Origin of the sequence: Niastella vici (assembly GCF_002077945.1) — a bacterium.
GTDB classification, from domain to species: Bacteria; Bacteroidota; Bacteroidia; order Chitinophagales; family Chitinophagaceae; genus Niastella; species Niastella vici.
Window position 1 is genome coordinate 237,676 of the sequence record NZ_LVYD01000013.1, and the last position, 23,841, is coordinate 261,516.

Below are 23,841 nucleotides of genomic sequence, written 5' to 3' on the forward strand. Positions count from 1 at the left end.
ACCAGATTTTCCTGCACACTTATCGGCTAAATCAACACGCTTATTGGCAAAAATGCGCATCTATCAAATGTGACCAACAATTCTTTTTTACGTATTGATTGAGTTATAATTTCGTGCCCAAACCAAACACAGACCCGTCTATGAGAAAAGATAAATTCCCCCTTCTGGTACTCTTCATGTGTAAAAATAGCATCCTGTCCAAAAGAAAAAGGGCTCTTATTTTACCGGCCATCATTCTGTTAAATTTGTTCCAGTCGTTTCAACTGCATGCGCAAACCTGGCAGTATCTCAACGGCAATGCTTATTATAATGGACGAGTTGGAATTAACACCTCCACTCCTGAAACAGATCTTCATGTTAACGGAAACATTGCAGCTTCATACGGCGGTTTAAGTGGTTTTACAATGTTGTGGGGCGACAATGCCATCGTTTATAGGGAAGGTAATTCGAACGGATTGCGTTTTGGAACAGCCACCAATTTATCAGCCGCCGGTTGGTCCGAAAAAATGCGAATAACGAGTGCAGGTCTGTTAGGTATTGGTACCACTGCTCCGATATCAAAACTTGATATTGTGACGGGCATTGGTGATGGAAGCGTTGGTGAAGAAAATTGTATCCGGCTGCGGCATACAGCAACTGCTGGCAATTCGCAATGTCTGCAATTAGGTGTAAGTAATATAGCTGCTGGTGGCAATAATAATGGTTACGGTTATATTAGTTCGGTGTATTGGGGGGCGAGCGAAGATAATCCCTTAGTGCTCAACCCTAAAGGCGGCACTGTAGGTATTGGCCTAACCAGTGGGGTTAGGTGGAACGCCACGGTTAAAGATGCTGTAGCTATAAGGGCTTCCACGGCCGGAGCTAATAACAGTCTGATGGGTAAACTGATCTTCGCACATGGGCAAGCTTACGGAGGTAACAGTGCTTTTATTGCCGGCGTATATGACAAAACGGCGTGGACATCGGGTGCCGGTATGGTTTTTCACACCATTTCAGGCTCAGATATTTCCGGAGTAGACGGTGTTGAAAGAATGCGGATCAGTTCAGATGGGAATGTAGGGATAGGAACTAACAATCCAACGGAAAAATTATCTATTCAGGCTGCTGCAGGTAATAATGCAGTTAATATGGCCCTTAGAAATGGCGATGGCACCCCTTTGCTTTCGTTAGCAGCGGATGGAAGTGCATACTCCTCCATTTCCTCATACTACGGACTTACATTTAATTCTAATAACAGTCCTTACTACTCATTTAAACTTGCCGGTAATGAAACTTTCAGGATCGATGGATCGGGTAATGTAGGAATCGGTGGAGTGGGTGTTCCGCTGGCACGACTGCATATAAGCGGTGGTATGCAACCGATGTCCGGCGCTTCTGTTATTTTTGATAAAGGGCCAGCTTCTAAACAGTTTTATTTTGCCTTTAATGGTGACAATTTGCAGCAGGCATTTATCGGTCAGCCGGCAAATGTTTCAAACCGCCTCGATTTTGGGACGGGGGCTGCAAATATTGTCATGACGGTATTGGGAGATAATGTCGGTATTGGTACAACCAATCCACAGGCAAAACTGGCCGTAAATGGTACTATCTGCGCTACCAAAGTAAGGGTTGCGCAAACAGGTTGCTGGGCCGATTACGTTTTTAATACCGGTTACCGCTTGCGCCCGCTTTCTGAAGTGGAACAATATATTAATCAAAACCATCATTTACCCGAAGTACCTTCTACTGAAGAAGTGGAAAAGAATGGACTGGATGTTGGTGATAACCAGGCTACCTTGCTGAAGAAGATTGAAGAGTTAACCTTGTATGTAATTGAACAGAATAAAAAACTGGAATCGCAGCAGCAACAAATAGATGCCTTGAAAAAAGAAGTAAATAATAAAAAGTAATAAAAGAAACCGATCAGCAAAAGGCTGCCTCATCTTTGAGGCAGCCTTTTGCATTAAGCCTGAAACCAGAGCCATAACTGTCACTTACAACGGTATATTCCCATGCTTCTTCTTCGGAAGCTTCGCTACTTTGTTTTCTAACATGGCAAACGCCTTGATGAGCCTGGCGCGGGTATATTTCGGTTCTATTACTTCATCTACAAAACCCCTTTCGGCTGCCAGGTAGGGGGTGGCGAATTTAGCGGCATACTCCGCTTCTTTTTCGGCCAGCTTACTGGCGGGGTCAGCCGCTTCGGCAATCTCTTTCTTGAAAATGATCTCACTGGCGCCTTTGGCGCCCATTACCGCAATTTCTGCCGTTGGCCATGCGTAATTGATATCGGCGCCAATATGTTTTGAGTTCATTACATCATACGCGCCGCCATAGGCCTTTCTGGTAATGACCGTAACGCGGGGCACCGTAGCTTCGCTGAATGCATACAACAACTTGGCGCCATTGGTAATAATGCCATGCCACTCCTGATCGGTGCCCGGTAAAAAACCCGGCACATCAACCAGCACCAGTAAGGGAATATTGAAACAATCGCAAAAGCGCGTGAACCGGGCGGCCTTTTTTGAACTATCAATATCCAGTACGCCTGCCAGGCTCATGGGTTGATTGGCGACAATACCAATGCTTCTTCCCGCCAGCCGCGCAAATCCGATAACAATGTTGGTGGCATAATCGGGATGTATTTCAAAGTAAGAGCCTTCATCACAAATTCCTTCTATCACCGACCGCATATCATATGGTTGGTTGCTGCTTTCGGGAATAATGGTTTCCAGCGCGGGTCTTGTTTCATCGCCTAACGTGTAGGGCACTTTAGGTGTGGTGTCTTCACAATTCTGCGGTATATAACTTAATAATTTTTTTATCTCGGCAATGCATTCCATATCATTGGCCGCCGTAAGGTGCGTAACACCCGATTTGGTTGAATGGGCCGAAGCGCCGCCCAGTTCTTCCGGACTTACTTCTTCATTGGTAACCGTTTTCACTACGTTGGGCCCGGTTACAAACATATAACTGGTGTTCTCAACCATCAGGGTAAAATCGGTCATGGCCGGTGAGTACACTGCGCCGCCGGCGCAGGGCCCCATAATGGCTGATAGTTGTGGTATTACACCCGATGCCAGTACATTGCGGTAAAAGATATCGGCATAACCGCCTAAGGAGCGAACGCCTTCCTGTATGCGGGCGCCGCCTGAATCATTCAGTCCGATCATGGGGGCACCGGTTTTCATGGCCAGGTCCATTACCTTGCAAATTTTCTCGGCATGGGTTTCTGACAGGGCGCCGCCAAATACGGTAAAGTCCTGCGCAAACACATAGGCCAGGCGTCCGTTGATGGTGCCATAGCCGGTAATTACTCCATCGCCATAAAACTGCTGGCTATCCATACCGAAGTCCTTGGTGCGATGCAGCACCAGGGCGCCGATCTCTTCAAATGATCCGGGGTCCATCAACAGGGTAATGCGTTCGCGGGCCGTAAGTTTTCCTTTTTTATGCTGCGCTTCATTTCTGTGTGCCCCACCGCCCAGTTTACCTTTCTCAATTTTCTGTTGTAATATTTCCGATTTTGTTTTTTTCATCAGGGATCGTTTTATTATGATCTTTTTGTCCAGTTGGTTGCAACCGGTTCCACAGCATGCACTTCTTTTTGCTTTTCTAACCAGTATCGTAAGGCCACAAGCGCTGCCAGCTCGGCTTTGGTTTTTTGCCGGACTAACAGTTTTTCGGGTGAATAATATTTTTGAACAAATTGCGTGTCGAACCGGCCGGTTATAAATGCTTCGTGGTCCATAACAAACTGGCCAAAGGGTAAGGTGGTTAGTACGCCTTCTACCTTATAATCGGCGATGGCCCCTTTCATTTTCTGAATGGCTTCGGTTCGGTTGTTTCCATGCGTTATCAGTTTGGCGATCATGGGGTCATAATATACCGGTATGGTCATTCCTTCGGTATACCCGCCATCTACCCGTATGCCTTCGCCGGCTGGCGTTTGATATTTCGTAAGCGTGCCGGTGGCGGGCAAAAAATCATTCAACGGGTCTTCTGCGTACACCCTCAGTTCCAGCGCATGTCCGTTGATGGTAATGGCTTCCTGCTGGTACCGCAGCTTTTCGCCCCGGGCAATCCTGATCTGTTCTTCAACCAGGTCAATGCCGGTGATCATCTCCGTAACGGGGTGCTCTACCTGTAACCGGGTGTTCATTTCAAGGAAATAAAAATTGAGCTGTTCATCGACCAGGAATTCTACCGTACCGGTGCTTCTGTAATTGCACGATTTGGCAACCAGTACGGCCGCTTCCCCCATCTTTTTTCGTACGTCGGGGGTTAAAATGGCTGAAGGAGATTCTTCCACTACTTTCTGGTGCCGCCGTTGTATACTGCATTCGCGTTCAAACAAATGAATGGTGTTGCCATAATTATCGGCCAGTACCTGTATTTCAATATGCCGGGGTGAATTGATGTATTTTTCAATGAACACCGATCCATCACCAAATGACGACAGGGCTTCGCTGGTGGCTCTTTCTATTTGTTCGCCCAGCTCACTTTCCCTGGCGGCTACACGCATGCCTTTTCCGCCGCCGCCGGCTGATGCTTTTATAAGCACCGGATAACCGATTTCACCCGCTATCTTTTTTGCCACGTCAATATTGTCAATGGCTTTATCGATACCGGGCACCATGGGAATATTGTATTTCTTTACGCATTCCTTGGCGGCCAGCTTGCTGCCCATGATGCGCATGGCTTCGGCGCCGGGGCCAATGAACGTAATGCCGGCTTTCTCCACCTTTTTGGCAAACCCGGCGTTTTCGCTCAAAAAACCATAACCGGGATGTATACCGTCTACACCCAATTGTTTGGCAAAGGCAATGATGGCATCGCCGTTCAGGTAGCTCTGGCTGCTTGGCGCCGGCCCCAGGCAAACGGCTTCATGGGCAAATAATACGTGCGGCGCCTGCCGGTCGGCTTCTGAATATACTGCCACCGATTGAATGCCCATTCTGTGTATCGTATGCATGATCCGTAAGGCTATTTCTCCGCGATTGGCAACTAATATTTTTTGCATCGTTCGTCTTTCTTTTGGTATATGGTTATTCCAGCGTTACAAGTACCTGTCCTTTTTCAACGGCCTGTCCGGCTACCACGGTCACCTTTTTGATGGTAGCATCGGCATGTATAAGAATGCTGTTCTCCATTTTCATGGCTTCCAGTATCAGTATCCGGTCTCCTTCTTTTACGGGTTGTCCGTCGGTAACGGCAATTTCAAGGACCAGCCCGGGCATGGGTGCTTTTATTTCTTTTACCTGTTTGCTGCTGGCGGTGCCAAAACCCATTTGTTCAAGTTTTTGGTCAAGTGCGTCCTTGATGACCACCTCAAAGGTTTCGCCGCCTGTTTCAATGGTAAATGTTTTGGTGTGTCCGTTGGCGCTTAACAGCCGGGCATTGGCGCTCTGGTGGTCCTTTATGACATTGAATTCAGAGGGCGACAGGGCAACCAGGTCAAGGGTTTCCAGGTCGGTTTGGGAAAAATAAAATTCGAACCCGTTGACCATTATTTTGAACGTATCGTTAGCGGGCATTGGCGGCATTTTACTGTAATTTAAGTAATTGAGGAATGCAGGTTGCAAGAAACTGTAATGAAGGGGATTGCGTATTTTTATTGGGTGAATATAAATATTACCATATCACTGGCAACGCCTGGTGATGCATGGGCCATTGCCGATGTGATCAGCGAAGCCGCCCACGACCTCACGACTAAATTTGGCACGGGGCATTGGAGCGCCGTAGCTTCTGAAAAAGGTGTGCTGAATGGCATGAGCAAAGCAAAAGTGCTGGTTGTTCGAAGCGAAGTGGAGGTAGTAGGCACGGTGCGCCTTACCCCTTCAAGACCCTGGGTCATAGATCCTGCCTATTTTACCCCGGTTCCCCGCCCCATATATCTGGTTGATATGGCCATACGGCCAGGTTATCAGCGGATGGGTGTTGGCCGGGCGTTGATAGAAGAAGCAAAAGCCCTGGCCACTGCACTGGCTGGCGATTCTATCAGGCTCGATGCCTATGAAGGCGTGGCCGGCGCCTGCGGGTTCTACGAAAAATGCGGATTCACCGAAATGGGGCACATATCTTATAAAAAAGTGCCCCATGTTTATTTTGAATGGCTGATTGAGAAGAAGTAAAAATAATTATACTTCGTATACAGGAGGAAGTAAGGCGTATAGTGCTTTATTAAATTCTTCAGAAGAAGCGTCCTTGCAAATATATCCATCGGCACCCAGTTCCCGGGCACGGTTCATATATACGCTTCCGTTTTGCATGGAAAAGAAAAGGATCTTGATCGCGGGCCATTTCTTCTTAAGCTGAACAGCCGTTTCAAAACCGTTCATTATTGGCATATTGATATCGAGGAGGCAAAGATCGGGAGAGGGTGCATCTTCCAGTTTGTCGAGGAATTGTTTACCGTTTTCGGCTTCAATTATTACTTTGTACCCCATGCCGGTTAACCGGAAATTTACTGCTTTACGTAACAATGCATGATCGTCTACTACTGCAATAGTTGATTGATTTTTCATAGATTCCTTCATTAATAGTTATGGGTTAATAATGGTAGAAATTCCATCCCGCAAGGCGGGAGAATTTTTAATGATCACCGGAACATCCACTTTCCGGTATTTACAACCCATCGGCCCAATAAAGCGGTCAGGATTAATAAACCAGGGGAATTATTGAAAATTTGGGGCCAGCCACACTGGTTTATGGTAGGAAAGGGTAAGTGGTTGGAATAGATTTATACAATTAAAACCAATTCATGGCCCCTTTTTACTACACGTAACTGGCTTTTGAGTTGTAAATGAATACTTACCGGCAAGCCGGTAAATAATATTACTTATGGGTGGGAGTATGTCTTTAGTGAATTGATAAAGCAAGATGATGTTTAGCCATTTTTATTTTATCCCCACCTTCAGGGGATGGGGGGCGCGTATCGCCTGATCTCGGCCAGTAATTTTTTAACGTTTGCCCTTATGATAACAAGTTCATTACGAGGGGCATTTTCTTTCAATGCCTTCAGGAACTTTCCAACTTCTGCCATGTATTGTTTGTGCAGAAGCATGAGATAATCGGTCGTACTATCTTTCATGCTCACAGATTCTCTAGGTACACAATTATTTATAAACATATTACAAATCCTGTACCCATGAAAAAAGTACCGCATAAGGGTGGTGTTTATAAAAAAAGGAGGCATCAATGCCCCCGTTTATTTTTTCATATAGTTCTGGCCGTAAGTGGTTTGTTTATTTGAAAAACTAAGTGTTATTATTTATTTGATGATTATTGATTGTAGAAAAGCTATTTTAATTTGTGGAACCGGCTCCCCATTTCAAACTCCTTCCACACCACACTTTACAGAGTAATTATGCTTCATCGTAAGCCTGCTTCAGCGTAGCAATATCCAATTTGTCCATCCTGAGCATGGCTTCCATAACCTTAACCGATTTGCCCGATTGATTGCTTAACATTTCGCCTAAAACTGGCGGAACGACCTGCCATGATAAACCGAACCTGTCTTTCAGCCATCCGCAATGACTGGGTTGTCCGCCATCAGCCAGCAGCGCATTCCATAAATGGTCTATCTCCTCCTGGCTGTCACAGTCAATCACAAATGAAATGGATTCATTGAATTTAAAATGCGGCCCGCCGTTCAGGGCTATAAATGGATTGCCGTTGAGTTCGAAACTAACGGTCATAACGCTCCCTTTTGGGCCGGGGCCTGCCTCGCCATAGCGGGCAATATGCTTTATTTTAGAATTTTTAAAGATAGCCGTATAGAAGTTGGCAGCTTCTTCTGCATTGTCGTTAAACCATAAGAATGGCGTGATCTTTTGCATATAATGTGTTTTTGTTTTTGACCATTGGTTTGTTGTCCCAAAAGTACCGGTATTGGTTTTTGTCCATGGGGTGAGATAATGACAAAAACAGGGGGAATCGCGACATTCTGGCTATTGCCTTATTTTTGATATGGAGGTAACCATCATGACAACAACAACAACCGGTTTTTCATTGCAACCCATAGGCCTTGTTCAGTCAACCATTACCAATCGTTCTGATGCGCCCCGGCAGGGGTATGAAGGGGCACCCGATGTATGGATTGAGCTCAATGCTGATTATATAGCTGCCCTGCATGGTTTGGCGGTGGGTGATGATATTATTCTTATCACCTGGTTCCACCAGTCAAAACGCGATGTGCTGCAGGTACATCCCCGGGGTGAGCTCAAAAACCCCATCACCGGGGTCTTTGCTACCCGCTCGCCCGACCGGCCCAATCCGTTAGGTTTGCACAGGGTCACCGTAAAGAAAATAGATAAAAACAGGCTACAGGTTGGGCCGCTCGAAGCCATTGACGGTACGCCAATAGTGGATATTAAACCGGTGCTCGACGCTTCGGCAGATGCATAACGCGCTGCCGGTATCTGCATTTCAATACGCTGTTTCTACATTTCGGTCAGAAGCAAAGGCAATAACCTGCATTTTGTTGTAGCATTGGTTGTTAAAACCAACTACATGAGAAGAATTTTGCTATTGCCAATGGCTTGTTGCTGGCTGCTTGCCGCGGCGCAACGCGATGAAGTAGCGCAGGCCGAACGGGCATTTGCCCAAATGGCAGCAGACAGCGGCACCAAAAAAGCATTCCTTCATTTTTTAGCAGATAGCAGCTTCATTTTCTATAAAGGCGACTCCTATGCTGCCATGCCATACTGGAAAAGTGTGCCCGAAAGAACCACCCTTTTGCTCTGGAAACCGGTATATACAGGCGTAGCCAGCTCAGGCGAAATAGGCTTTTCAACCGGTCCTTTTGAACAAAGGTTACAACCGGCCGGCCCCATTGGCGAAAGCGGTAATTACAACAGTATTTGGGCAAAAAACAAACAGGGCCAATGGAAGGTGGTGATCGATATTTCGGTATCCTATAAACCTTCCCTGTTTCAACAACAATGGGAGCAGCCTGTTAATGGGAAGTTGATCCCTGTTACCGGTAAATGCGACTGGCAAAAAACAGAACTTGATTTCATTGATCAGCATAAGCAAAAAGGTAACCGTGCATTTCTGCAATATGTTACCAATAATACCTGGTTCAATGTGCAGGACCGGCAACCCTGGCATTCGGTAAAAGAAATAGAAGCGGGGCTGGCGCAAATTCCGGCCGGTCTGCAATTCAGCATTATGGGCGGTGGTATAGCTGCTTCCGGTGATCTGTTCTATGTATACGGGCTGGTGACCCACAACGGCAATAAAGAAAATTACCTGCGCGTTTGGGGCTATCAACCCGATGGCTGGAAATTGCTGTTGCAGGTATTGAAATGGCCCCGGTAATGAGGCTTGCACCGGGAGCGATGTGAGTGCAGTTGAAAGATCGAAGGGCATGCATGGTAACATTTCGCTGAACGGCTCGCAGGGAGCGTAGTGGAAGTGTATGCCTACATTTGCAGAACGAAAGCCGGTTTGCAAACTCAATATTCAGTTATAGTATGAACGAAAAAAAGATCAGGTTGTATACGCCCGTTTTTCTCTTTGTATTTACGCTCGTGTTCTTCATGGGCATGTTCATTCGTGATATGCGTACTGCCATCCTGGTGCTGGTGATGAGCGCTTTCTATTGCATGCTCACCAGTGAAAGCGCCCGGCTGATCTTTATTTTCGGGCGTAAAAAAAATCCCGGCTTAACGAATGCAAAGCGCCGCGTGCTATACGAGCTAAAGATTGGTATCCCGTTTTTGATCCTGGTCCCTGTGCTCGAAGAAGCCTTTACCATCCTCATTGGTTATTTTCCGTCCTATAAAATCAAATGGGGCGCTCTTTTTGGAGATTACCTGTTTATGGTTGGTTTAAATGTACTGGGTACGGCCATTGTGGTGGGTTTGTTCGAAGGGCTATATTATATCCAGAACTGGAAAGTACTATATGCAGAATCGGAACGCCTCAAACGCATAAACGTCAACAGCCAATACCAGTTCTTAAAAGACCAGGTAAAACCGCACTTTTTATTTAACAGCCTCAATACATTGGCCTCATTGATTGGAACCGATGCCGAACGCGCCGAGAAGTTTGTGATGGAAATGTCGGCCGTGTATCGCTACCTGCTCAGTAAAAAAGAAACCGAGCTGGCCCTTTTGCGGGATGAACTGCGTTTTTTGAACTCCTATGTACTGATGTTAAAAACCCGTTTTGCCGATTCCCTGCAAATGACGATCGATATTGATGAAAAGGAATTCGACTTTCTGCTGCCGCCCTTTGTATTGCAATTGCTGGTTGAAAATGCGGTAAAACACAACGTGGTCTCGCGCGAAATGCCGCTGTATGTATCCATAACGAACGATGCACAGCACAACCTCATTATCACCAATAATATTCAGCGCAAACGACAACCCGAGCCGTCGGAGAAAACGGGACTTACCAATTTGATCACGCGGTATCAGCTGCTCAAAAAAGAAGAGCAGCTTTGCATTACCGATGATGGGCAGGTGTTTAAAATTATTTTGCCATTGATAGAGACCAGCGTGTATAAAGCAGTGGCGTTACCCGATTAGTTGAATGGCATGAAATAAAAAACGAATAGGTGCTATCTTTGGCCATTAAGTGTAATTTGTATGACTGTTGTTATTATTGAAGATGAAGCTTTAGCTGCCGAACGGCTTACCCGCTTTGTAAAGGAATATGATGCCGGTATAGAAATAAAAGCCTGGCTCGATACGGTAAAAGGCGCGGTAAAATATTTTGATGAGAACGGCTCGCCCGATCTCGTGTTGCTTGATATTGAATTGGGCGATGGAAAGAGCTTCGAAATCTTCAAAGAAGTGGAGGTAACAAGCCATATTATTTTTGTGACCGCCTTTAATGAATATGCCATTCAGGCCTTTAAATACAACAGTGTAGACTATTTATTAAAACCGCTGGTAAAGGAAGAACTATATTTTGCGCTGGATAAGTATAAGTCCCAGGCCAACGCCATAAAACCGGTCGATCTCACTGCCCTCATAGAACAGCTGCAACCCAAAGCAGAAAAGGAATACAAGACCCGTTTCCTGGTTAAAAAAGGAAGCCGCTATTTTTCCATTGAAGCCAAAAATGTGGCCCATGTGTACACCCGCGAACGGGTGCATTACATTAAAACTTTCGATGGCGCCGATTATATTATCGAGAACAACCTCGATGTGCTGGAACAACAGCTATCGCCCGAAACCTTTTTCCGCGTGAACCGGCAGTTCATCGTAAACTATACTTCTGTAAAAGAAGTGATCACCTGGTTCGATGGTAAGCTGAAGCTCATCATTAAACCCGACCCTTTCGAAGAGATCATCATCAGCCGTCTCAAGGCGGGTGATTTCAAGAACTGGTTGAATAAATGAAATGGTCAATGGTCAATGGTCAATGGTCAATGAATTTTAGGCTGCGTAAGATCGATTATTAATCTCAAATATCGCGAGCAATTCACCATTCACCATTGACCATTCACCTCTTCTCAGGCCACTGAAAAGCCCGCATGGTTTGTTCCTGGTACCATTTCGGGTTCACCGGTAATGCCGATCCTTCATTGTTAAAAATGGTGGTCAGCGAATAACCCGCTGCTTCTTTCTCAGTCAACTGATGGCCCCATTTAACCCGGTTGGTGATATCGGCGCCAGGGCCGCTGTTTTTGTATTCTGCGTAAAAGGTGGTTTGTTCATTGGCGGGGTTACTCCAGTTGTTCCAACCTTCGGGCGTAATATGTTTATCCATAGTACAACGAATGAACACTGTTTTTGCATTGGCACGCCAGGGCCGTCCCAGGTATACTTTATTAACCCCGCTGTCGGCCGTAAGCCTGCAATCCATAAATACATACCCGAATTTTTTGCCTTGCGTGGTGCTGGCGGCAGTTACGAATGAGTTGGTTTTGCTGTGTATTTCGCAGTTCTGGAATACCGCTGTGGCCGGGCCAAAGATGAAATCGGTTGTACCTTCAATATAGCAGTTCACGAACAATTGGCGGGCTGTTTCGCCACCGGTAAAAATAGTATCCTGATTGCCCAGAAAACGGCAGTTTACAAATATCGCCTGATCGCTTTCCACATGCAGGGCTACGGCTTGCCCTACCGCACCGGCAGCATTGGAAAACGTAATGTTCTCGGCCCTGAAGCGGTTGCCCGAGATCTTTGCGGTGAAAGAGTTAAAGGTATTGAGTTTGCCGCGGCCTGAATAGTCGTTGAATACGATAATGGTTTTTTCAGCGCTTTCTCCAATAAAGGTCACATCAGTATTGGTAGCAGGCAGGTCAATTTTCTCATTGTATACGCCATTCTTTATGTACAGGGTGATGGGCGCCAGTGGGTATACCCGCATGGCATCGATGGCGTCCTGAATGTATTTATAATCGCCCGAACCATCTTTGGCAACCGTGAAAACATATTTATACTGTTGCGGATTGGCCGTTTGGGCATAGGAAAAGGTAATGCTGGCTAAGACGATGGCAATGAAAAGTGCAGGCTGTTTCATAAATTATTTAAATACTCTTTTTAGGAAATCGTCAATATAGGTTACGGTTGGCTGAAACCAGGGATCGAACAGGCAAAAAGAATGCGGTGCGTTTTCAAAGGTCTTTATTTCCGAATAGATCTTGTACTGGTTCAGCACCCTGATAAAATCTTCGCGGCCGGCATGCATGCGGGCAACGCTGCTGTTGATGAACAGGGTAGGCGGCGTATGCGGGCCAACGTGGGTAAGCGGGGAAGCTTCTTCCCACAACGCCAGGCTATCCTTTTTCGAATACCCCAGCCAATAGGTAGCCGCAGAGATCTTTTTGCTGTCGTCGCCCTCCCCGCTTTCGGGGTGGGTAAAAGAAAGTGTTCCATCAATATCAACTACAGCATGAACGGGCGCCGGTTTTTCTTTACGTCTTAAGTAACCTTCAAACTTTGGATCACCCACTGTAGTACCCAGAAATGCTGCCAGCTCACCGCCGGCTGAAAAACCCAACACGGCAATTTTAGCAGTATCAATATTGTATTTACCCGCGTGTTGCACCACCCAGCGCAGGGCCTTTTTCAAATCGTATATAGCTTGCGGGTATTGATAATGGGTCGATAAACTGTATTCGGGCGTAAAACAAATATAGCCGCGGGCTGCCAGGTGTTGGGCAAGCGGATTATGTTGAAAAGGGTTGCCCGAACGCCAGCCGCCGCCATGGATGATCACGATCGCTGCACGTTTTTGCGATGACTGCTGAGCCGGGTAGAAGGCCTCCATACTCAGCACAATTTTTCCCCCCAGTAATTCGCCATATTCAAACCATTTTTTGACTATCTTTTTTGAATTGAGCTCTGGAATTATTTGAATTTCCGGGTGCGTTTTGCGGGTACTCACAAAGGCGCTCCAGGTAGTGTACGACGTGTCGGGGTAGGCCGAAAAGCCATCTACATGCTTCGCCTGGGTATAGGCAGCAAATGAAATAAAAAGTGATAGCACGCCTGTGCAAATTGAGGTCCATTTACCGGCAATGCAATTCCTGGCCATTTGTAACAGTTTAACAGATTCGAAGTAGTACAAATTTATTGTTTTGAAAGTGTACCCCGGGTTTAAAAATTGATCGGGATGGTTAAAAAAATGGTATTGCTTATTTTTAACCTTTTATTACTCCGGTCCTGTTGTAAAAAAGAAGTATCCATGTTTTCAATATTATTAACGCTCCACTCCCTGTTCCGCTGGCTGGTATTAATAAGTTTGCTTATGGCTGTTTTCAGGGCATATCAGGGCTGGCTGGGAAATAAACCCTTTTCGAAACCCGATAATTCCCTGCGGATTGCCACGGTTACCATTGCGCATATTCAACTTATTTTGGGCATCAGCCTGTATTGTCTCAGTCCGGTAATCCGGTATTTTCTGAATTATTTCAAAAAGGCGGTGCACGAGCGAGCCACCAGGTTTTTTGGTATGGAGCATGTTACCATGATGGTGATCGCTATTGTACTGATCACCATCGGCGCTGTAAAAACCAAAAAACAGGCTGCGAGCCAACAGAAATTTAAAACAATGGCCATCTGGTTCACCATTGCCCTCGTTGTTATATTAACATCTATACCCTGGCCATTTTCGCCATTTACCCGCCGGCCTTTTTTCAGGTGGTTTTAAGGGGTGAAAAGTGAAACCTGTAACTTGTGGCAGGAAACTGGTATCAGACTCCAGAACAGAAAACTTATGGATCCAGCCGAATATCTTCAATTTTACGAAGGCCATAAAATGGGTGTCAAAACCGTTGACGGACATATCATTATTCCCGCCGTTTATGATTTTGTTGCCCATCCTTCCGACGGGTTGTTTACGGTTACTGAAAGCGGGTATACTGCTTATTTCGATGAAGCGGGGAATATTGTACTGCCATTTAGTAATAAATACGAATCGTACGGTGCGTTTACCGAAGGACTGGCGCGGGTAATGGCCCATGAAAAATGGGGTTTCATCAATAAAGCCGGCGAGGAAGTAATTCCGCTGCAGTTTCACTACACAGAGGAATTTGCCAATGGCCGGGCGATCGTTCGAAATGAAAACGACCTGCATGGCGCAATCGACGAACAGGGCAATCTGGTCATCGATTACTGGTTTCCGGTTCTCACCAATTTTGAAAGGGGCTATGCCAAATTCGGCGATCTCAAAACCTGGGGTTTGATCGATAAGTCCGGAATCATCGTTGTTCCGCAGCAATACGTTTTCATAGGCCCGGTATTCCGGAATACCGTAACCGTTCAGGTGCTGGAAGGGGAAGAATATAGAGAAGGTGAACTCACCATTGGTGGCGGAGTGGTATGGAATAATAACCTCGATCACCTGAATGCATTCAACCGCCTGAAAAAAGAATTCGCCGTGGCTTGCGAACAGTTGGTGGAAGAAATGTATCAATCTGGTTGCCCCTGCGGGTACGAACGGTTCAGGGACCTCGTTCAATGGAGTAACCCGGTGGGTTTTGTTGACCAGGAATTATTGTTTGCAGCATTCAGGCAAAAGCTGCAGCAACTGGAAACCGACCGGTTCAGGTGTGCGCATTGCGGAACGGTGTATGAGCAAAAATGGACACAATTCAGTGCTTTTATGTGGGTATCGAATGTACACATCTCAACTATGGGCGATTTTGTTGACAAAGGCGCCCCTGTATCAGCTGTTATTCCTATCGCGCTTGGCTTTTATGGGCACGGGATTGAAAAATACAACCACAAATACGTAGAAAGTGATTTGGGAACGGTCATCAACTACCTGAAAGAAAGCGTTGCTACATAGTGGTTGTTGAACAGATGCGGGGCGTGCCTTGCATATTCCTGATTGATTTTTTACCTTCGGCCAGGAAAAAATGTTCTGATGAAAGACCGTTTGTTCTCATACTCCCTGTTATTGGTTAGCCTGTGCTTTGCATCTTTATGCGCTTCGGCCAAAGATGCACCCGATATAAAACCCGATACCGTTAAGGCGGGCATTTATATCACCAGTATTCACGATATCGACTTCAAGCAAAAAGAATACACCGTTAATTTATGGCTGTGGCTGAAATACCGCAACCGGGATTTCAACTTCTATGATAACCTCGAAGTACCGGGCGCCAAAGAAGTCACCAAATCATTTGTGACCGTTGATAGTTCAGGCGACAAAATATATATGCAAATGAAATTGCAGTGTGTAATGAAAGACAACTGGAAGATCGGCAACTTCCCTTTCGATGTTCAAAAGCTGCGGTTCTCCATTGAAAACTCACAATTCGATAGCCGGTACCTGGTCTTTGTAGCCGACACAGTGGGCGACCATTATGATAAAAAGTTTGCCATGAGCGGCTGGGCGATCGACAGCTGCATTATTGCCACCGGCATCAAAAAGTATGAAACGGCTTTTGGCGATGAAAGATTTCAAAAACCTCATACTGAATATGGCAATTTCAAAGTGCGGCTGAGCGTACACCGCGATGCTATGGATATGTTCTGGAAGCTGTTCCTCGGCATGTATATTGCCTTCCTCATCGCCTATGTATGTTTTTATATTCATTCCGATGGGATGGATTCGCGTTTTGGTCTTAGTGTAGGTTCGCTTTTTGCGGTGATCGGTAATAAGTATATCATCGATTCCTCGCTGCCCGAATCCAATTCCTTTACGCTGGTTGATACCCTGCACGGGCTTACCCTGTTCTTCATTTTTTCAGTGATCTCCTCAACTGCCTGGTCATTGCAGCTTGTTAAAAAAGGCAAGGTAAAAGAAGCCAACCGGTTTGATATGATCATGGCCCAGGTATTGTTGCTGATCTATGTGGCATTGAATATTTATTATATTAATAACGCCAGTTCTTAATTAATAGCAATGGGTGTTTTCTATTTTAAAACAGAACAGTTACTGCCGGTTGATCTGCAAACGGCCTGGTCATTCTTTTCAACTCCCGGTAACCTGGCGTTGATAACCCCGCCGGAAATGGATTTTAAAACCCTGACCGCCCTGGATGCCGGTGAAATTTACAATGGCCTGCTTATCGATTATAAGGTGAAGCCCTTATGGGGCATTCCCATGAATTGGAAAACAGAGATCAGGAATGCACAAAAGCCTTTTGCCTTTACCGATGTACAGCTAAAAGGGCCATACCGCTGCTGGGAACATACCCACACATTTACCCAACAGGAGAATGGGGTGCTGATGCAGGATGTGGTGAAGTATGAATTACCAATGGGTGTTTTGGGAAACTTCACCCATGCTTTGCTGGTGCGTAAAAAGATCGAGGCCCTGTTCCGCTATCGTAAAGCCGCTATAGAACGGATCTTTAATGAAAAAGGGCGAACCGCATAAATTGCCGTCCGCCCTTTTTTATGCGCCTCCTGGCCTTCTAATGCTTCATGAGCAGGTTTGCCAGCTGCGCGTCTCTTTTATAAATATCTTCTCTGAAATTGAGGTCACCCTGCCGGTCAACCCAGGCAGTAAAATAAGTGATGTAAACCGGCATGGGATTTTTAATGGCAACGTATTGTTCCTTTTCACTTTTCATGGCATTGGTGATGCGCGCTTCCGTCCAGGTAGGGTCTTCGCGCAGCATGTACATGGCCAGGTTCTTTGGTTCGGCAACCCGTATACAGCCATGGCTGAACGCCCTTTTGCTTTCCTGGAAAAGGCTTTTGGAAGGCGTATCGTGCAAATAAATGCTATGGCTGTTGGGAAATAAGAATTTCACAGCGCCCAGGGAATTCCAGGGGCCGGGTTTCTGACGTACCCCGGTGCCAAACTTTTCCATATGATGCGATTCCAGGTAATTCGGGTTCTTTTGAATACCGGGCAGGATCTCTTTTTTCAGGATGCTGGCGGGTACGTTCCAGTATGGACTGAACACGATCTGGCTGATGGTGCCGGCGAAGATCACCGTTTTGTTCACGTCTTTACCTACCACCACATTCATATTCCATAAAAGCGAATCGTCGTTATAAGCGTGCAGCACAAACTCGGGAATATTCACCGCCAGGTATCTGCCGCGTACGTCGGTGGGTAGCCAGCGGTTCCGCTCCATATTCACCATAATTTTTTCAATTCGTTGCTGCAAGGGTATGTTCAGTTCCCGCACCATGGCGCCACCGGCAATGCCATCAGGGGTCATGCCATGTCTTCGCTGAAATCGTTTAACGGCGGTCAATAAGGTAGAATCGTATGTAGTGGATGCCGTGTCCTGCGCACTGGGAAGATCGCCCAGGAGGAACAGCTTTTTGCGCAGCTGGCCGATCATGGGCGAAGTATCGCCGGGACGAACAGCTTTATTGCCGGGAAGGTTGATGGTAATATTATCAGGGGGCAATGCCTTGTATTTTTTCAAATACTCCTTCAGCAGATTGTATTGCCGGTAAACCGGTTCTTTTACCGTGGAGGTGTTGTTGCCCGGTTTCAACATAGAATCGAGCAGGGCGCTGTAAGAAAGCTTTTTGCGCGGCATCAGCCAGTCAATTTGCTGGGTGGCGTTTTCTTCAAGGCCGCCCCAAACCTTTTGCGCAAAGAAGAAGTACAGGGACGTTAGCAGCAGCTCGGTCTCGCTTTTTTGCTCAATGGCCTGGCCATTATTGATATTGATGAGGCTGTCGAGTGTTCGCTTATAGGGCAGCACCACATTCAGTCCTTCTTCGGGCAGGTTCTCTAGCCGCATATACAGGTGGCTGGCCTGTTCGGTAAGTGCGCCGGTATCGTTATACCAGGCAAAAGCGTAATTACGGGTTGTGTAAAATTTGTTCAGGTCGTTTTGGAAAAGGCGAAGGGAATCGTACCTGGTAAAGAATGCACTGAGCTGACCGGGAGAAAAATGCAGGGTATTCTGGTCGCTGAAATTACCGGCAATGTCGCGGGCCGCATCGCTCACTACTTTACTGATGGAGTCTTTTTTGCGGTTGATAGTTGACCGGTTATTTGATTCCCTGCAACCCCAGATACCTACCAGGACAATGAAACAAATAGTTTTTTGCATAAAAGGTTACTCGAATGGGGTAGCTACAATAAAAATGGGGTTCATGAATATGACTGGTGTATTCTCTCTCGTAGTTTAAGTTAACTGCCAGTTATACCCGTAAACCCCGCAATAGTACGTTATAAACGTATATGGAAGGTGATTTTCATACGTTGCAATGACCCGGACAGTTAAACCTGGAGAAAGCAATCGTATGTTCCTATGTAACCAGGATTCTTAATGATTTCGGTTGAAGTATAAGTCTGCGGGCCCTGTTGATGCCTGAAGGGCCATATCCACTTTAGAAATGAAGGAACAAAAATGTGAAAAAGAAGGTACTTACTAACCCGGGCTTTTACAGATTTTGAAACCCATCTGAACTTCTGCAAAAGCTTTAATTCCTTCAATTCGCATATACGAACTACTTCACGTGTTTGTTAACCACTTTAGCCAGTTCAAACATGGAGATCTGATCTTTTCCGAACAATGGTTTCAGTTTGCTGTCGGCATTGATCATTCTTCTGTTCTTTTTGTCCTGCAGGTTGTTCTTTCTGATATAATCCCAGATCTTCTTAACGATCTCTGTTCTTGGTAAAGGTTTGCTGCCAATAACTTCAGCTAAAGCAGGGCTGGCTGTCAGCGGCGCCATGAAGGCTGCATTTGGTTTTCTTGCAGATTTCTTTTTAGGAGCAGCTTTCTTAGCTACTTTCTTTGCTGCTTTTTTAGGAGCGGCTTTCTTTGCTGCTTTTTTTACTGCTTTCTTAGCAGCTTTCTTAGCTGTTTTTGCCATAGTGTTTTAAAATTTAAAAAGTGAATAATGAAGCGTTTTGTTTGATTTTATTGGGTGCCTGAAGTATCCAATGGCACCAAACTTATTTGTGAATATATCAAATTTATAAATAACAATACGAATTAACGAAATATCAGCTGTTAAAATCTTTCCGTTCCTCGCCTGTACTGGCCCATTTTCCTAAGTGAAATTAACTAAGCCGCTGCAAACATAAGACGCTTTTTTTATGATTACCCCCATTTTCCCCAGCTATTTGTGATAAAATTTTTGTGCAACCTTTGGGTTGCATTATATTTGCAACCTAAAGGTTTCCTATTTAAAACTATGCGCAGAGACGTATTTCAGGCGATAGCCGACCCAACAAGGCGGGAGATTATCAACATGATAGCCCACCATCCATTGAATGTAAATGCCGTGGCCGAGAACTTCGAAGTAAGCCGTACGGCCATCTACAAACACATTAAAATGCTTACTGAATGCGGGTTGGTGGTAATTACACAATTTGGCCGGGAGCGCTATTGTGAGGCCCGCCTCGATAGGCTGAACGAGGTTTCTGACTGGGTAGAACAATACCGAAAGATCTGGACCGAACGCTTCGACAGCCTCGGAAATTACCTCGGTGAGGGGGATGCCCCAAAGAAAAGACCGGGTAAAAGGAAGTGAGCGCTATTGGGGAATAACATTTGCTGTGTTGGGTTAACGCATTTGGCAATGGTCACTGTAGAGGTGAATGGGGAGCAAACTCACTTTAATCCAGCACCACCAGCTCCTTGTTGTACTTGTTACGATATTCAATGGGAGAAAGCCCGGTGATCTTTTTAAAGATCGACCGGAAGGCTTTTACATCGCTATAGCCCACATCATACATAACCTCGAGCACATTCTTCCTGCCCGACTCAAGGTCTTTTTTGGCTGCTTCTATTTTAACCCGTTGAATGTATTCCGACACCGTATTGCAGGTGGCTTTTTTGAACCGGCGTTCAAGGCTGCGGCGGCCTACAGCAAAAGTATCGGCCAGGTGATCGACCGTTATTTTCTCTTCGAAATTCTTTTCAATATACTCCTGGGCTTTCTTTACAGTTTCATCTTCATGGGCTTTTTGTCCCTGGAAAATGATAAACGGCGACTGTACAGTACGGTCAAAATCTATACTGAATGCCTTGGCAATAAGGATAGCCACTTCGCGCCCCGCCATTTTTTCGATCATATACACCAGCAGGTTCAGGTATGAATAAGCCCCGCCGCTTGTATAAATGCCCTCATCATCGGTTATTATTTTATCATCAACCAGCAACACATCGGGATACAGGGCCCTGAATTCATTGGCGAAACGCCAATGCGTGGCGCATTGTTTCCCTTTTAACAATCCGGTTGCAGCCAGAAAGAAAGACCCGATGCAAAGACTGGCCACCTCGGCGCCGTTATTAAATTGCTCAACGATCCATGGAATAAAGACCCGGTTAGCCTCCACTACTTTGGGGAACTGGCCGTGAATGGCAGGAATAATGATAAGATCGGTTTTAACAACCTCCTTCAGTAAACAATCGGGTTTAATGGTGAAAAGCCCGTCACGCTGGGTAGTTTCCTTCGATAAGCCAACCAGCTGAATGTCAAATAGAGGGGCCTTGCCCATGCCCATCCGCAGGTTGTTCACTTCGGAAAGTATCTGGTGCGTTCCTTCTATATTCACCAGGCTGGTATGACCTTGCGGAATAAGTATCGAAACGTGTTTCATTTTTGTAAATTATGCCTATTTTTTGACCTGCTGCCGGCTGCCACCGACTAAGAGGGAGAATACCCCGATAAAGGATGAAAATTGCAGGATAGTATCACCCGGTTTTATACTAGCTTCCCCACTCGATAAAGATAAACAACATTGCCGCAATAAAGATGCCGCATAAAGCAGCAAATTGACCGGCAGCGTAATTATGGAATGAAGTGATGGTCGCAATCGGCCCCTTAATTGGTCGCATTTACACCCTTTTCAAGTGAGGGCATCCCTGTACTTTTGAAATACGATTGAAGCAGGCTGTTAGTGGTTACGAATGGCAACCGGTTAAACTATAAACTAAAGCACTATGGTTGAGGTTTTCAAAACAAATGTGCAGGAGTTTTCAGAGGCACAAAAGCTGGTCGTTTTATTAAGGCGCCACTTTCCCGGCACCAAAATAAATTTTGACCTGGATGATTGTGATAAAGTGTTGCGGGTAGAAGGCAGCAACCTGCGGATTGAAAAAGTAATGATGCTGGTCATGGAAAAGGGCTTTTTGTGCACCGTGTTAGATTAAGTAATAATGAATTCCAGGCCCTGGCAATTGTTTTGCACGGGAAATGAAATAGCTTATTTCCGCAAATCGCTATCAACAAATTATTCTTAAACAATTAAAATTAATGAACATGCCTGCAATGAATCCTTATTTGAATTTCAACGGTCAAACCGAAGAAGCATTCAATTTTTACAAGTCGGTATTTGGCGGTGAATTTGCCATGGTAATGAAGTTTAAGGATATTCCCAAAGAGTTCAAAGGGCCCGATCATGAGGATAACAAGATCATGCATATTGCCCTGCCTATTGGCGGCGGTAACACGTTAATGGGCAGCGATGTGCCCGAACAAATGGGCAAAGTGGTAACAGGTACCAATGTACAGATCAGCCTTAGCCCTGCCAGTAAGGAAGAAGCTGATAAATTATTCAACGGCTTATCGGCCGGCGGAAATGTGGTAATGCCCATGTCAGATGCTTTCTGGGGCGCCTATTTTGGAATGTTCGTTGATAAATTTGGCATTCACTGGATGATCAACTTTGATCAAAATCCGAGATAAACCGATCGCTATTCACACAAATAAACGGTAACACCTGGAACATGAAAACACCCAATGAATTATATCAGGAATTTGAAGCGGCTACCAATGGTTACCTCGACTTAGTAGCGGCTTTAAGCCAGGATGAAATAAATACCGTTCCGTTCCCGGGCAGCTGGACAGCTGCCCAGGTTACGGAACATCTTTGCAAGAGCGACAATGCCATGATACAGGCACTCAACGGTCCGGTTCAGCCAACCAGCAGACCGGCCGATGATATGGTCAATAACCTGCGGGCAATATTCCTTGATTTCAGCACCAAATTGCCATCGCCCGAATTTATAATTCCCGATGCCGGCACGCACGATAAGGATGACCTGATCAGCTTTTTCAAGGCTGGCCGCGAACAAATAGGTAAAGCCATAAAAACACTGGACCTTACCGCAACCTGCCACCTGCCCATTTTTGGTGAACCCACCCGGCTGGAATTGATCGCGTTCATCATTTTTCATACCCTGCGCCATACCAACCAGGTTAAAAATATCAGCGAAAAACTGGTTAACGTGTAAGAAAACCATAGTTGCCGCATTCCTTTGTGGTATTTTAGCAGGGAAGAAATTCCCTGCCTATGTTGTACAAACGAATGCCTATAGAAAAGGAATCGCCTGAAGAAAAGGGTTATGATACCATTTTGTATAACCTGGCCGAAAGTTCGGTGAGCGATCTGCGTTTTAACGAACTGAATATACAGCTGGGGGATCTGAAACTCGAATACATCCCCCACCGCGGAAATACCACCCTCAGACAATTAATAGCTGCCGATGCCGGCGGTTTGCATAGTGAGCAGGTATTGCTCACCAATGGCGCGGCCGGCGCCCTGTTCATCATAAACACCGCCCTGCTTACCAGCCGGGACCATTTAATAGTGGTTCGGCCCAATTATGCTACCAATATTGAAGTGCCGGTTACCATTGGTTGTTCAATCAGCTACATCGACCTGCAGTTTGAGGAAAACTGGCGCGTGAATACGAAGGCCATTGAAGCGGCGATTACCCCCGCAACCCGGCTCATTAGCATAACCACGCCGCATAATCCTACCGGTATGGTAATAACCCAGGAAGAGATCGATGCGCTGATAGCCATTGCAGAAAAGAATGATCTTTACCTGCTGGTTGACGAAACCTACCGCGATACCTGTTTTAAAACACCATACAATGTAACAGCCGCTTTCAGTAAAAAGGTCATCAGTGTATCGTCGTTATCAAAAGCATTTGGCCTGCCCGGCTTACGAATGGGCTGGCTCATAACGCAGGATACCAACCTCATGGAGCAATTGCTGGCTGCCAAGGAAATGATGTACATCAGCAATTCGGCGCTCGACGAAGAAGTGGCCCTGCAATTTTACCGGCAGAAAGAAAGCTTTGCACAGGCGATCAATCAAAAAGCCCTGGAGAATTTCCAGTTACTGAAAACCTGGTTGCAACAGGAAACCAACCTTGAATATGTATTGCCGCAAGGCGGGGTTGTATGTTTTCCAAGGTTTAAACAGCCCGCAACAATTGATGCTGCCCGTTTTTACAACATCCTTTTGCAGGAATACAAGACCATGGTTGGCCCCGGCCATTGGTTTGCCATGCCCGATGCGTATATGCGTATTGGTTTTGGCTGGCCAAATAAAGCTGCTTTTGAACAGGGGCTGAGGCATATTAGCGAGGCTATTGCTGCAAGTAAGGTATAGGGCGGTATGCCGATAATTTATAATATAAAGAGTGGTCCCACATTGCAATGCAGCCATTGCGCCGGTTCTTTTATTTTAGTAAATTTGGATGGCTACTTTTCTCCTTTCAAT

At 45.8% G+C, this 23,841-nt stretch carries 26 protein-coding genes; 15 read left to right on the top strand and 11 right to left on the bottom strand.

Features of this window, described 5'->3' with window-relative positions; all coding sequences use genetic code 11:
* Positions 1-140 precede the first annotated feature (140 nt).
* On the top strand, positions 141-1,889 hold the full coding sequence (locus tag A3860_RS06590) for a hypothetical protein (RefSeq protein ID WP_081145758.1): 1,749 nt from the start codon (positions 141-143) through the stop codon (positions 1,887-1,889).
* 84 nt (positions 1,890-1,973) lie between these two features.
* Here A3860_RS06590 and A3860_RS06595 read toward each other — a convergent pair whose 3' ends face one another.
* From A3860_RS06595 to A3860_RS06605, 3 genes are read right to left on the bottom strand one after another with little or no spacing between them, the layout of a single operon-like run.
* Positions 1,974-3,518, bottom strand: a complete 1,545-nt coding sequence (locus tag A3860_RS06595; RefSeq protein WP_081145759.1) for an acyl-CoA carboxylase subunit beta — start codon at positions 3,516-3,518, stop codon at positions 1,974-1,976.
* Between the two features lie 14 nt (positions 3,519-3,532).
* Complete coding sequence (gene accC, locus A3860_RS06600) at positions 3,533-5,002, bottom strand: acetyl-CoA carboxylase biotin carboxylase subunit (protein ID WP_081145760.1); 1,470 nt, start codon at positions 5,000-5,002, stop codon at positions 3,533-3,535.
* 25 nt (positions 5,003-5,027) lie between these two features.
* Entirely contained in the window at positions 5,028-5,516 is a 489-nt protein-coding gene (locus A3860_RS06605) for an acetyl-CoA carboxylase biotin carboxyl carrier protein subunit (protein WP_081145761.1), read from the bottom strand.
* A 57-nt stretch (positions 5,517-5,573) separates the two neighbouring features.
* On the opposite strand from A3860_RS06605, the gene A3860_RS06610 reads away from it, so the two are divergent.
* On the top strand, positions 5,574-6,113 hold the full coding sequence (locus A3860_RS06610) for a GNAT family N-acetyltransferase (RefSeq protein ID WP_081145762.1): 540 nt from the start codon (positions 5,574-5,576) through the stop codon (positions 6,111-6,113).
* A gap of 6 nt (positions 6,114-6,119) precedes the next feature.
* Here the strand turns inward: A3860_RS06610 and A3860_RS06615 are convergent, their stop codons facing one another.
* From A3860_RS06615 to A3860_RS06625, 3 genes are all read right to left on the bottom strand, one after another.
* Positions 6,120-6,506 (bottom strand): response regulator, encoded by a 387-nt coding sequence (locus A3860_RS06615; RefSeq protein WP_081145926.1) that lies wholly within the window; start codon positions 6,504-6,506, stop codon positions 6,120-6,122.
* Between the two features lie 389 nt (positions 6,507-6,895).
* Positions 6,896-7,072: a hypothetical protein gene (locus A3860_RS40960; protein WP_158085155.1), complete on the bottom strand. Its 177-nt coding sequence runs from the start codon at positions 7,070-7,072 to the stop codon at positions 6,896-6,898.
* A gap of 274 nt (positions 7,073-7,346) precedes the next feature.
* The gene (locus A3860_RS06625; protein WP_081145764.1) at positions 7,347-7,820 is read right to left on the bottom strand and encodes a VOC family protein; all 474 of its coding nucleotides are present in this window, start codon (positions 7,818-7,820) and stop codon (positions 7,347-7,349) included.
* Positions 7,821-7,965: 145 nt separating this feature from the next.
* Here A3860_RS06625 and tsaA point away from each other — a divergent pair, with 145 nt between their 5' ends.
* From tsaA to A3860_RS06645, 4 genes are all read left to right on the top strand, one after another.
* Positions 7,966-8,388, top strand: a complete 423-nt coding sequence (gene tsaA / locus A3860_RS06630; protein WP_081145927.1) for a tRNA (N6-threonylcarbamoyladenosine(37)-N6)-methyltransferase TrmO — start codon at positions 7,966-7,968, stop codon at positions 8,386-8,388.
* A 105-nt stretch (positions 8,389-8,493) separates the two neighbouring features.
* Positions 8,494-9,303, top strand: coding sequence for a Cif family virulence factor (locus tag A3860_RS06635; protein ID WP_143773976.1), 810 nt, complete (start codon positions 8,494-8,496; stop codon positions 9,301-9,303).
* Positions 9,304-9,458: 155 nt separating this feature from the next.
* On the top strand, positions 9,459-10,517 hold the full coding sequence (locus A3860_RS06640) for a sensor histidine kinase (protein WP_081145766.1): 1,059 nt from the start codon (positions 9,459-9,461) through the stop codon (positions 10,515-10,517).
* Positions 10,518-10,577: 60 nt separating this feature from the next.
* Positions 10,578-11,336: a LytR/AlgR family response regulator transcription factor gene (locus tag A3860_RS06645; RefSeq protein WP_081145767.1), complete on the top strand. Its 759-nt coding sequence runs from the start codon at positions 10,578-10,580 to the stop codon at positions 11,334-11,336.
* A 103-nt stretch (positions 11,337-11,439) separates the two neighbouring features.
* On the opposite strand, the gene A3860_RS06650 is transcribed toward A3860_RS06645, so the two are convergent.
* The gene (locus A3860_RS06650; RefSeq protein ID WP_081145768.1) at positions 11,440-12,462 is read right to left on the bottom strand and encodes a pectinesterase family protein; all 1,023 of its coding nucleotides are present in this window, start codon (positions 12,460-12,462) and stop codon (positions 11,440-11,442) included.
* Positions 12,463-12,465: 3 nt separating this feature from the next.
* Positions 12,466-13,479, bottom strand: coding sequence for an alpha/beta hydrolase (locus tag A3860_RS06655; RefSeq protein WP_081145769.1), 1,014 nt, complete (start codon positions 13,477-13,479; stop codon positions 12,466-12,468).
* Between the two features lie 150 nt (positions 13,480-13,629).
* Here A3860_RS06655 and A3860_RS06660 point away from each other — a divergent pair, with 150 nt between their 5' ends.
* The 4 genes from A3860_RS06660 to A3860_RS06675 all read left to right on the top strand — a co-directional run bounded on the left by A3860_RS06660 (position 13,630) and on the right by A3860_RS06675 (position 16,773).
* Entirely contained in the window at positions 13,630-14,094 is a 465-nt protein-coding gene (locus A3860_RS06660; protein WP_081145928.1) for a hypothetical protein, read from the top strand.
* Positions 14,095-14,160: 66 nt separating this feature from the next.
* Positions 14,161-15,234 carry a WG repeat-containing protein gene (locus tag A3860_RS06665; protein WP_081145770.1) on the top strand — a complete coding sequence of 358 codons (1,074 nt, stop codon included), beginning with the start codon at positions 14,161-14,163 and terminating at the stop codon, positions 15,232-15,234.
* A gap of 78 nt (positions 15,235-15,312) precedes the next feature.
* Positions 15,313-16,287, top strand: coding sequence for a ligand-gated ion channel (locus A3860_RS06670; protein ID WP_081145771.1), 975 nt, complete (start codon positions 15,313-15,315; stop codon positions 16,285-16,287).
* Positions 16,288-16,296: 9 nt separating this feature from the next.
* Positions 16,297-16,773, top strand: coding sequence for an SRPBCC family protein (locus tag A3860_RS06675; RefSeq protein ID WP_081145772.1), 477 nt, complete (start codon positions 16,297-16,299; stop codon positions 16,771-16,773).
* A 37-nt stretch (positions 16,774-16,810) separates the two neighbouring features.
* Here A3860_RS06675 and A3860_RS06680 read toward each other — a convergent pair whose 3' ends face one another.
* Together A3860_RS06680 and A3860_RS06685 are read right to left on the bottom strand one after the other, a co-directional pair.
* A complete protein-coding gene (locus A3860_RS06680; protein WP_081145773.1) occupies positions 16,811-18,421 on the bottom strand; it encodes a L,D-transpeptidase family protein in 1,611 nt (536 codons plus the stop codon).
* Between the two features lie 400 nt (positions 18,422-18,821).
* Complete coding sequence (locus tag A3860_RS06685; RefSeq protein WP_081145774.1) at positions 18,822-19,190, bottom strand: SWIB/MDM2 domain-containing protein; 369 nt, start codon at positions 19,188-19,190, stop codon at positions 18,822-18,824.
* A gap of 324 nt (positions 19,191-19,514) precedes the next feature.
* On the opposite strand from A3860_RS06685, the gene A3860_RS06690 reads away from it, so the two are divergent.
* Positions 19,515-19,853 carry an ArsR/SmtB family transcription factor gene (locus A3860_RS06690; protein WP_081145775.1) on the top strand — a complete coding sequence of 113 codons (339 nt, stop codon included), beginning with the start codon at positions 19,515-19,517 and terminating at the stop codon, positions 19,851-19,853.
* Between the two features lie 85 nt (positions 19,854-19,938).
* On the opposite strand, the gene A3860_RS06695 is transcribed toward A3860_RS06690, so the two are convergent.
* Entirely contained in the window at positions 19,939-20,925 is a 987-nt protein-coding gene (locus A3860_RS06695; protein WP_081145776.1) for a GlxA family transcriptional regulator, read from the bottom strand.
* Positions 20,926-21,268: 343 nt separating this feature from the next.
* On the opposite strand from A3860_RS06695, the gene A3860_RS06700 reads away from it, so the two are divergent.
* The 4 genes from A3860_RS06700 to A3860_RS06715 all read left to right on the top strand — a co-directional run bounded on the left by A3860_RS06700 (position 21,269) and on the right by A3860_RS06715 (position 23,730).
* Positions 21,269-21,478 (top strand): hypothetical protein, encoded by a 210-nt coding sequence (locus A3860_RS06700; RefSeq protein WP_081145777.1) that lies wholly within the window; start codon positions 21,269-21,271, stop codon positions 21,476-21,478.
* 109 nt (positions 21,479-21,587) lie between these two features.
* Positions 21,588-22,013 (top strand): VOC family protein, encoded by a 426-nt coding sequence (locus A3860_RS06705; RefSeq protein ID WP_081145778.1) that lies wholly within the window; start codon positions 21,588-21,590, stop codon positions 22,011-22,013.
* Positions 22,014-22,054: 41 nt separating this feature from the next.
* Positions 22,055-22,561 (top strand): DinB family protein, encoded by a 507-nt coding sequence (locus tag A3860_RS06710; RefSeq protein ID WP_081145779.1) that lies wholly within the window; start codon positions 22,055-22,057, stop codon positions 22,559-22,561.
* Between the two features lie 59 nt (positions 22,562-22,620).
* Positions 22,621-23,730 (top strand): pyridoxal phosphate-dependent aminotransferase, encoded by a 1,110-nt coding sequence (locus tag A3860_RS06715; RefSeq protein ID WP_081145780.1) that lies wholly within the window; start codon positions 22,621-22,623, stop codon positions 23,728-23,730.
* The last annotated feature ends 111 nt before the right edge of the window (positions 23,731-23,841 follow it).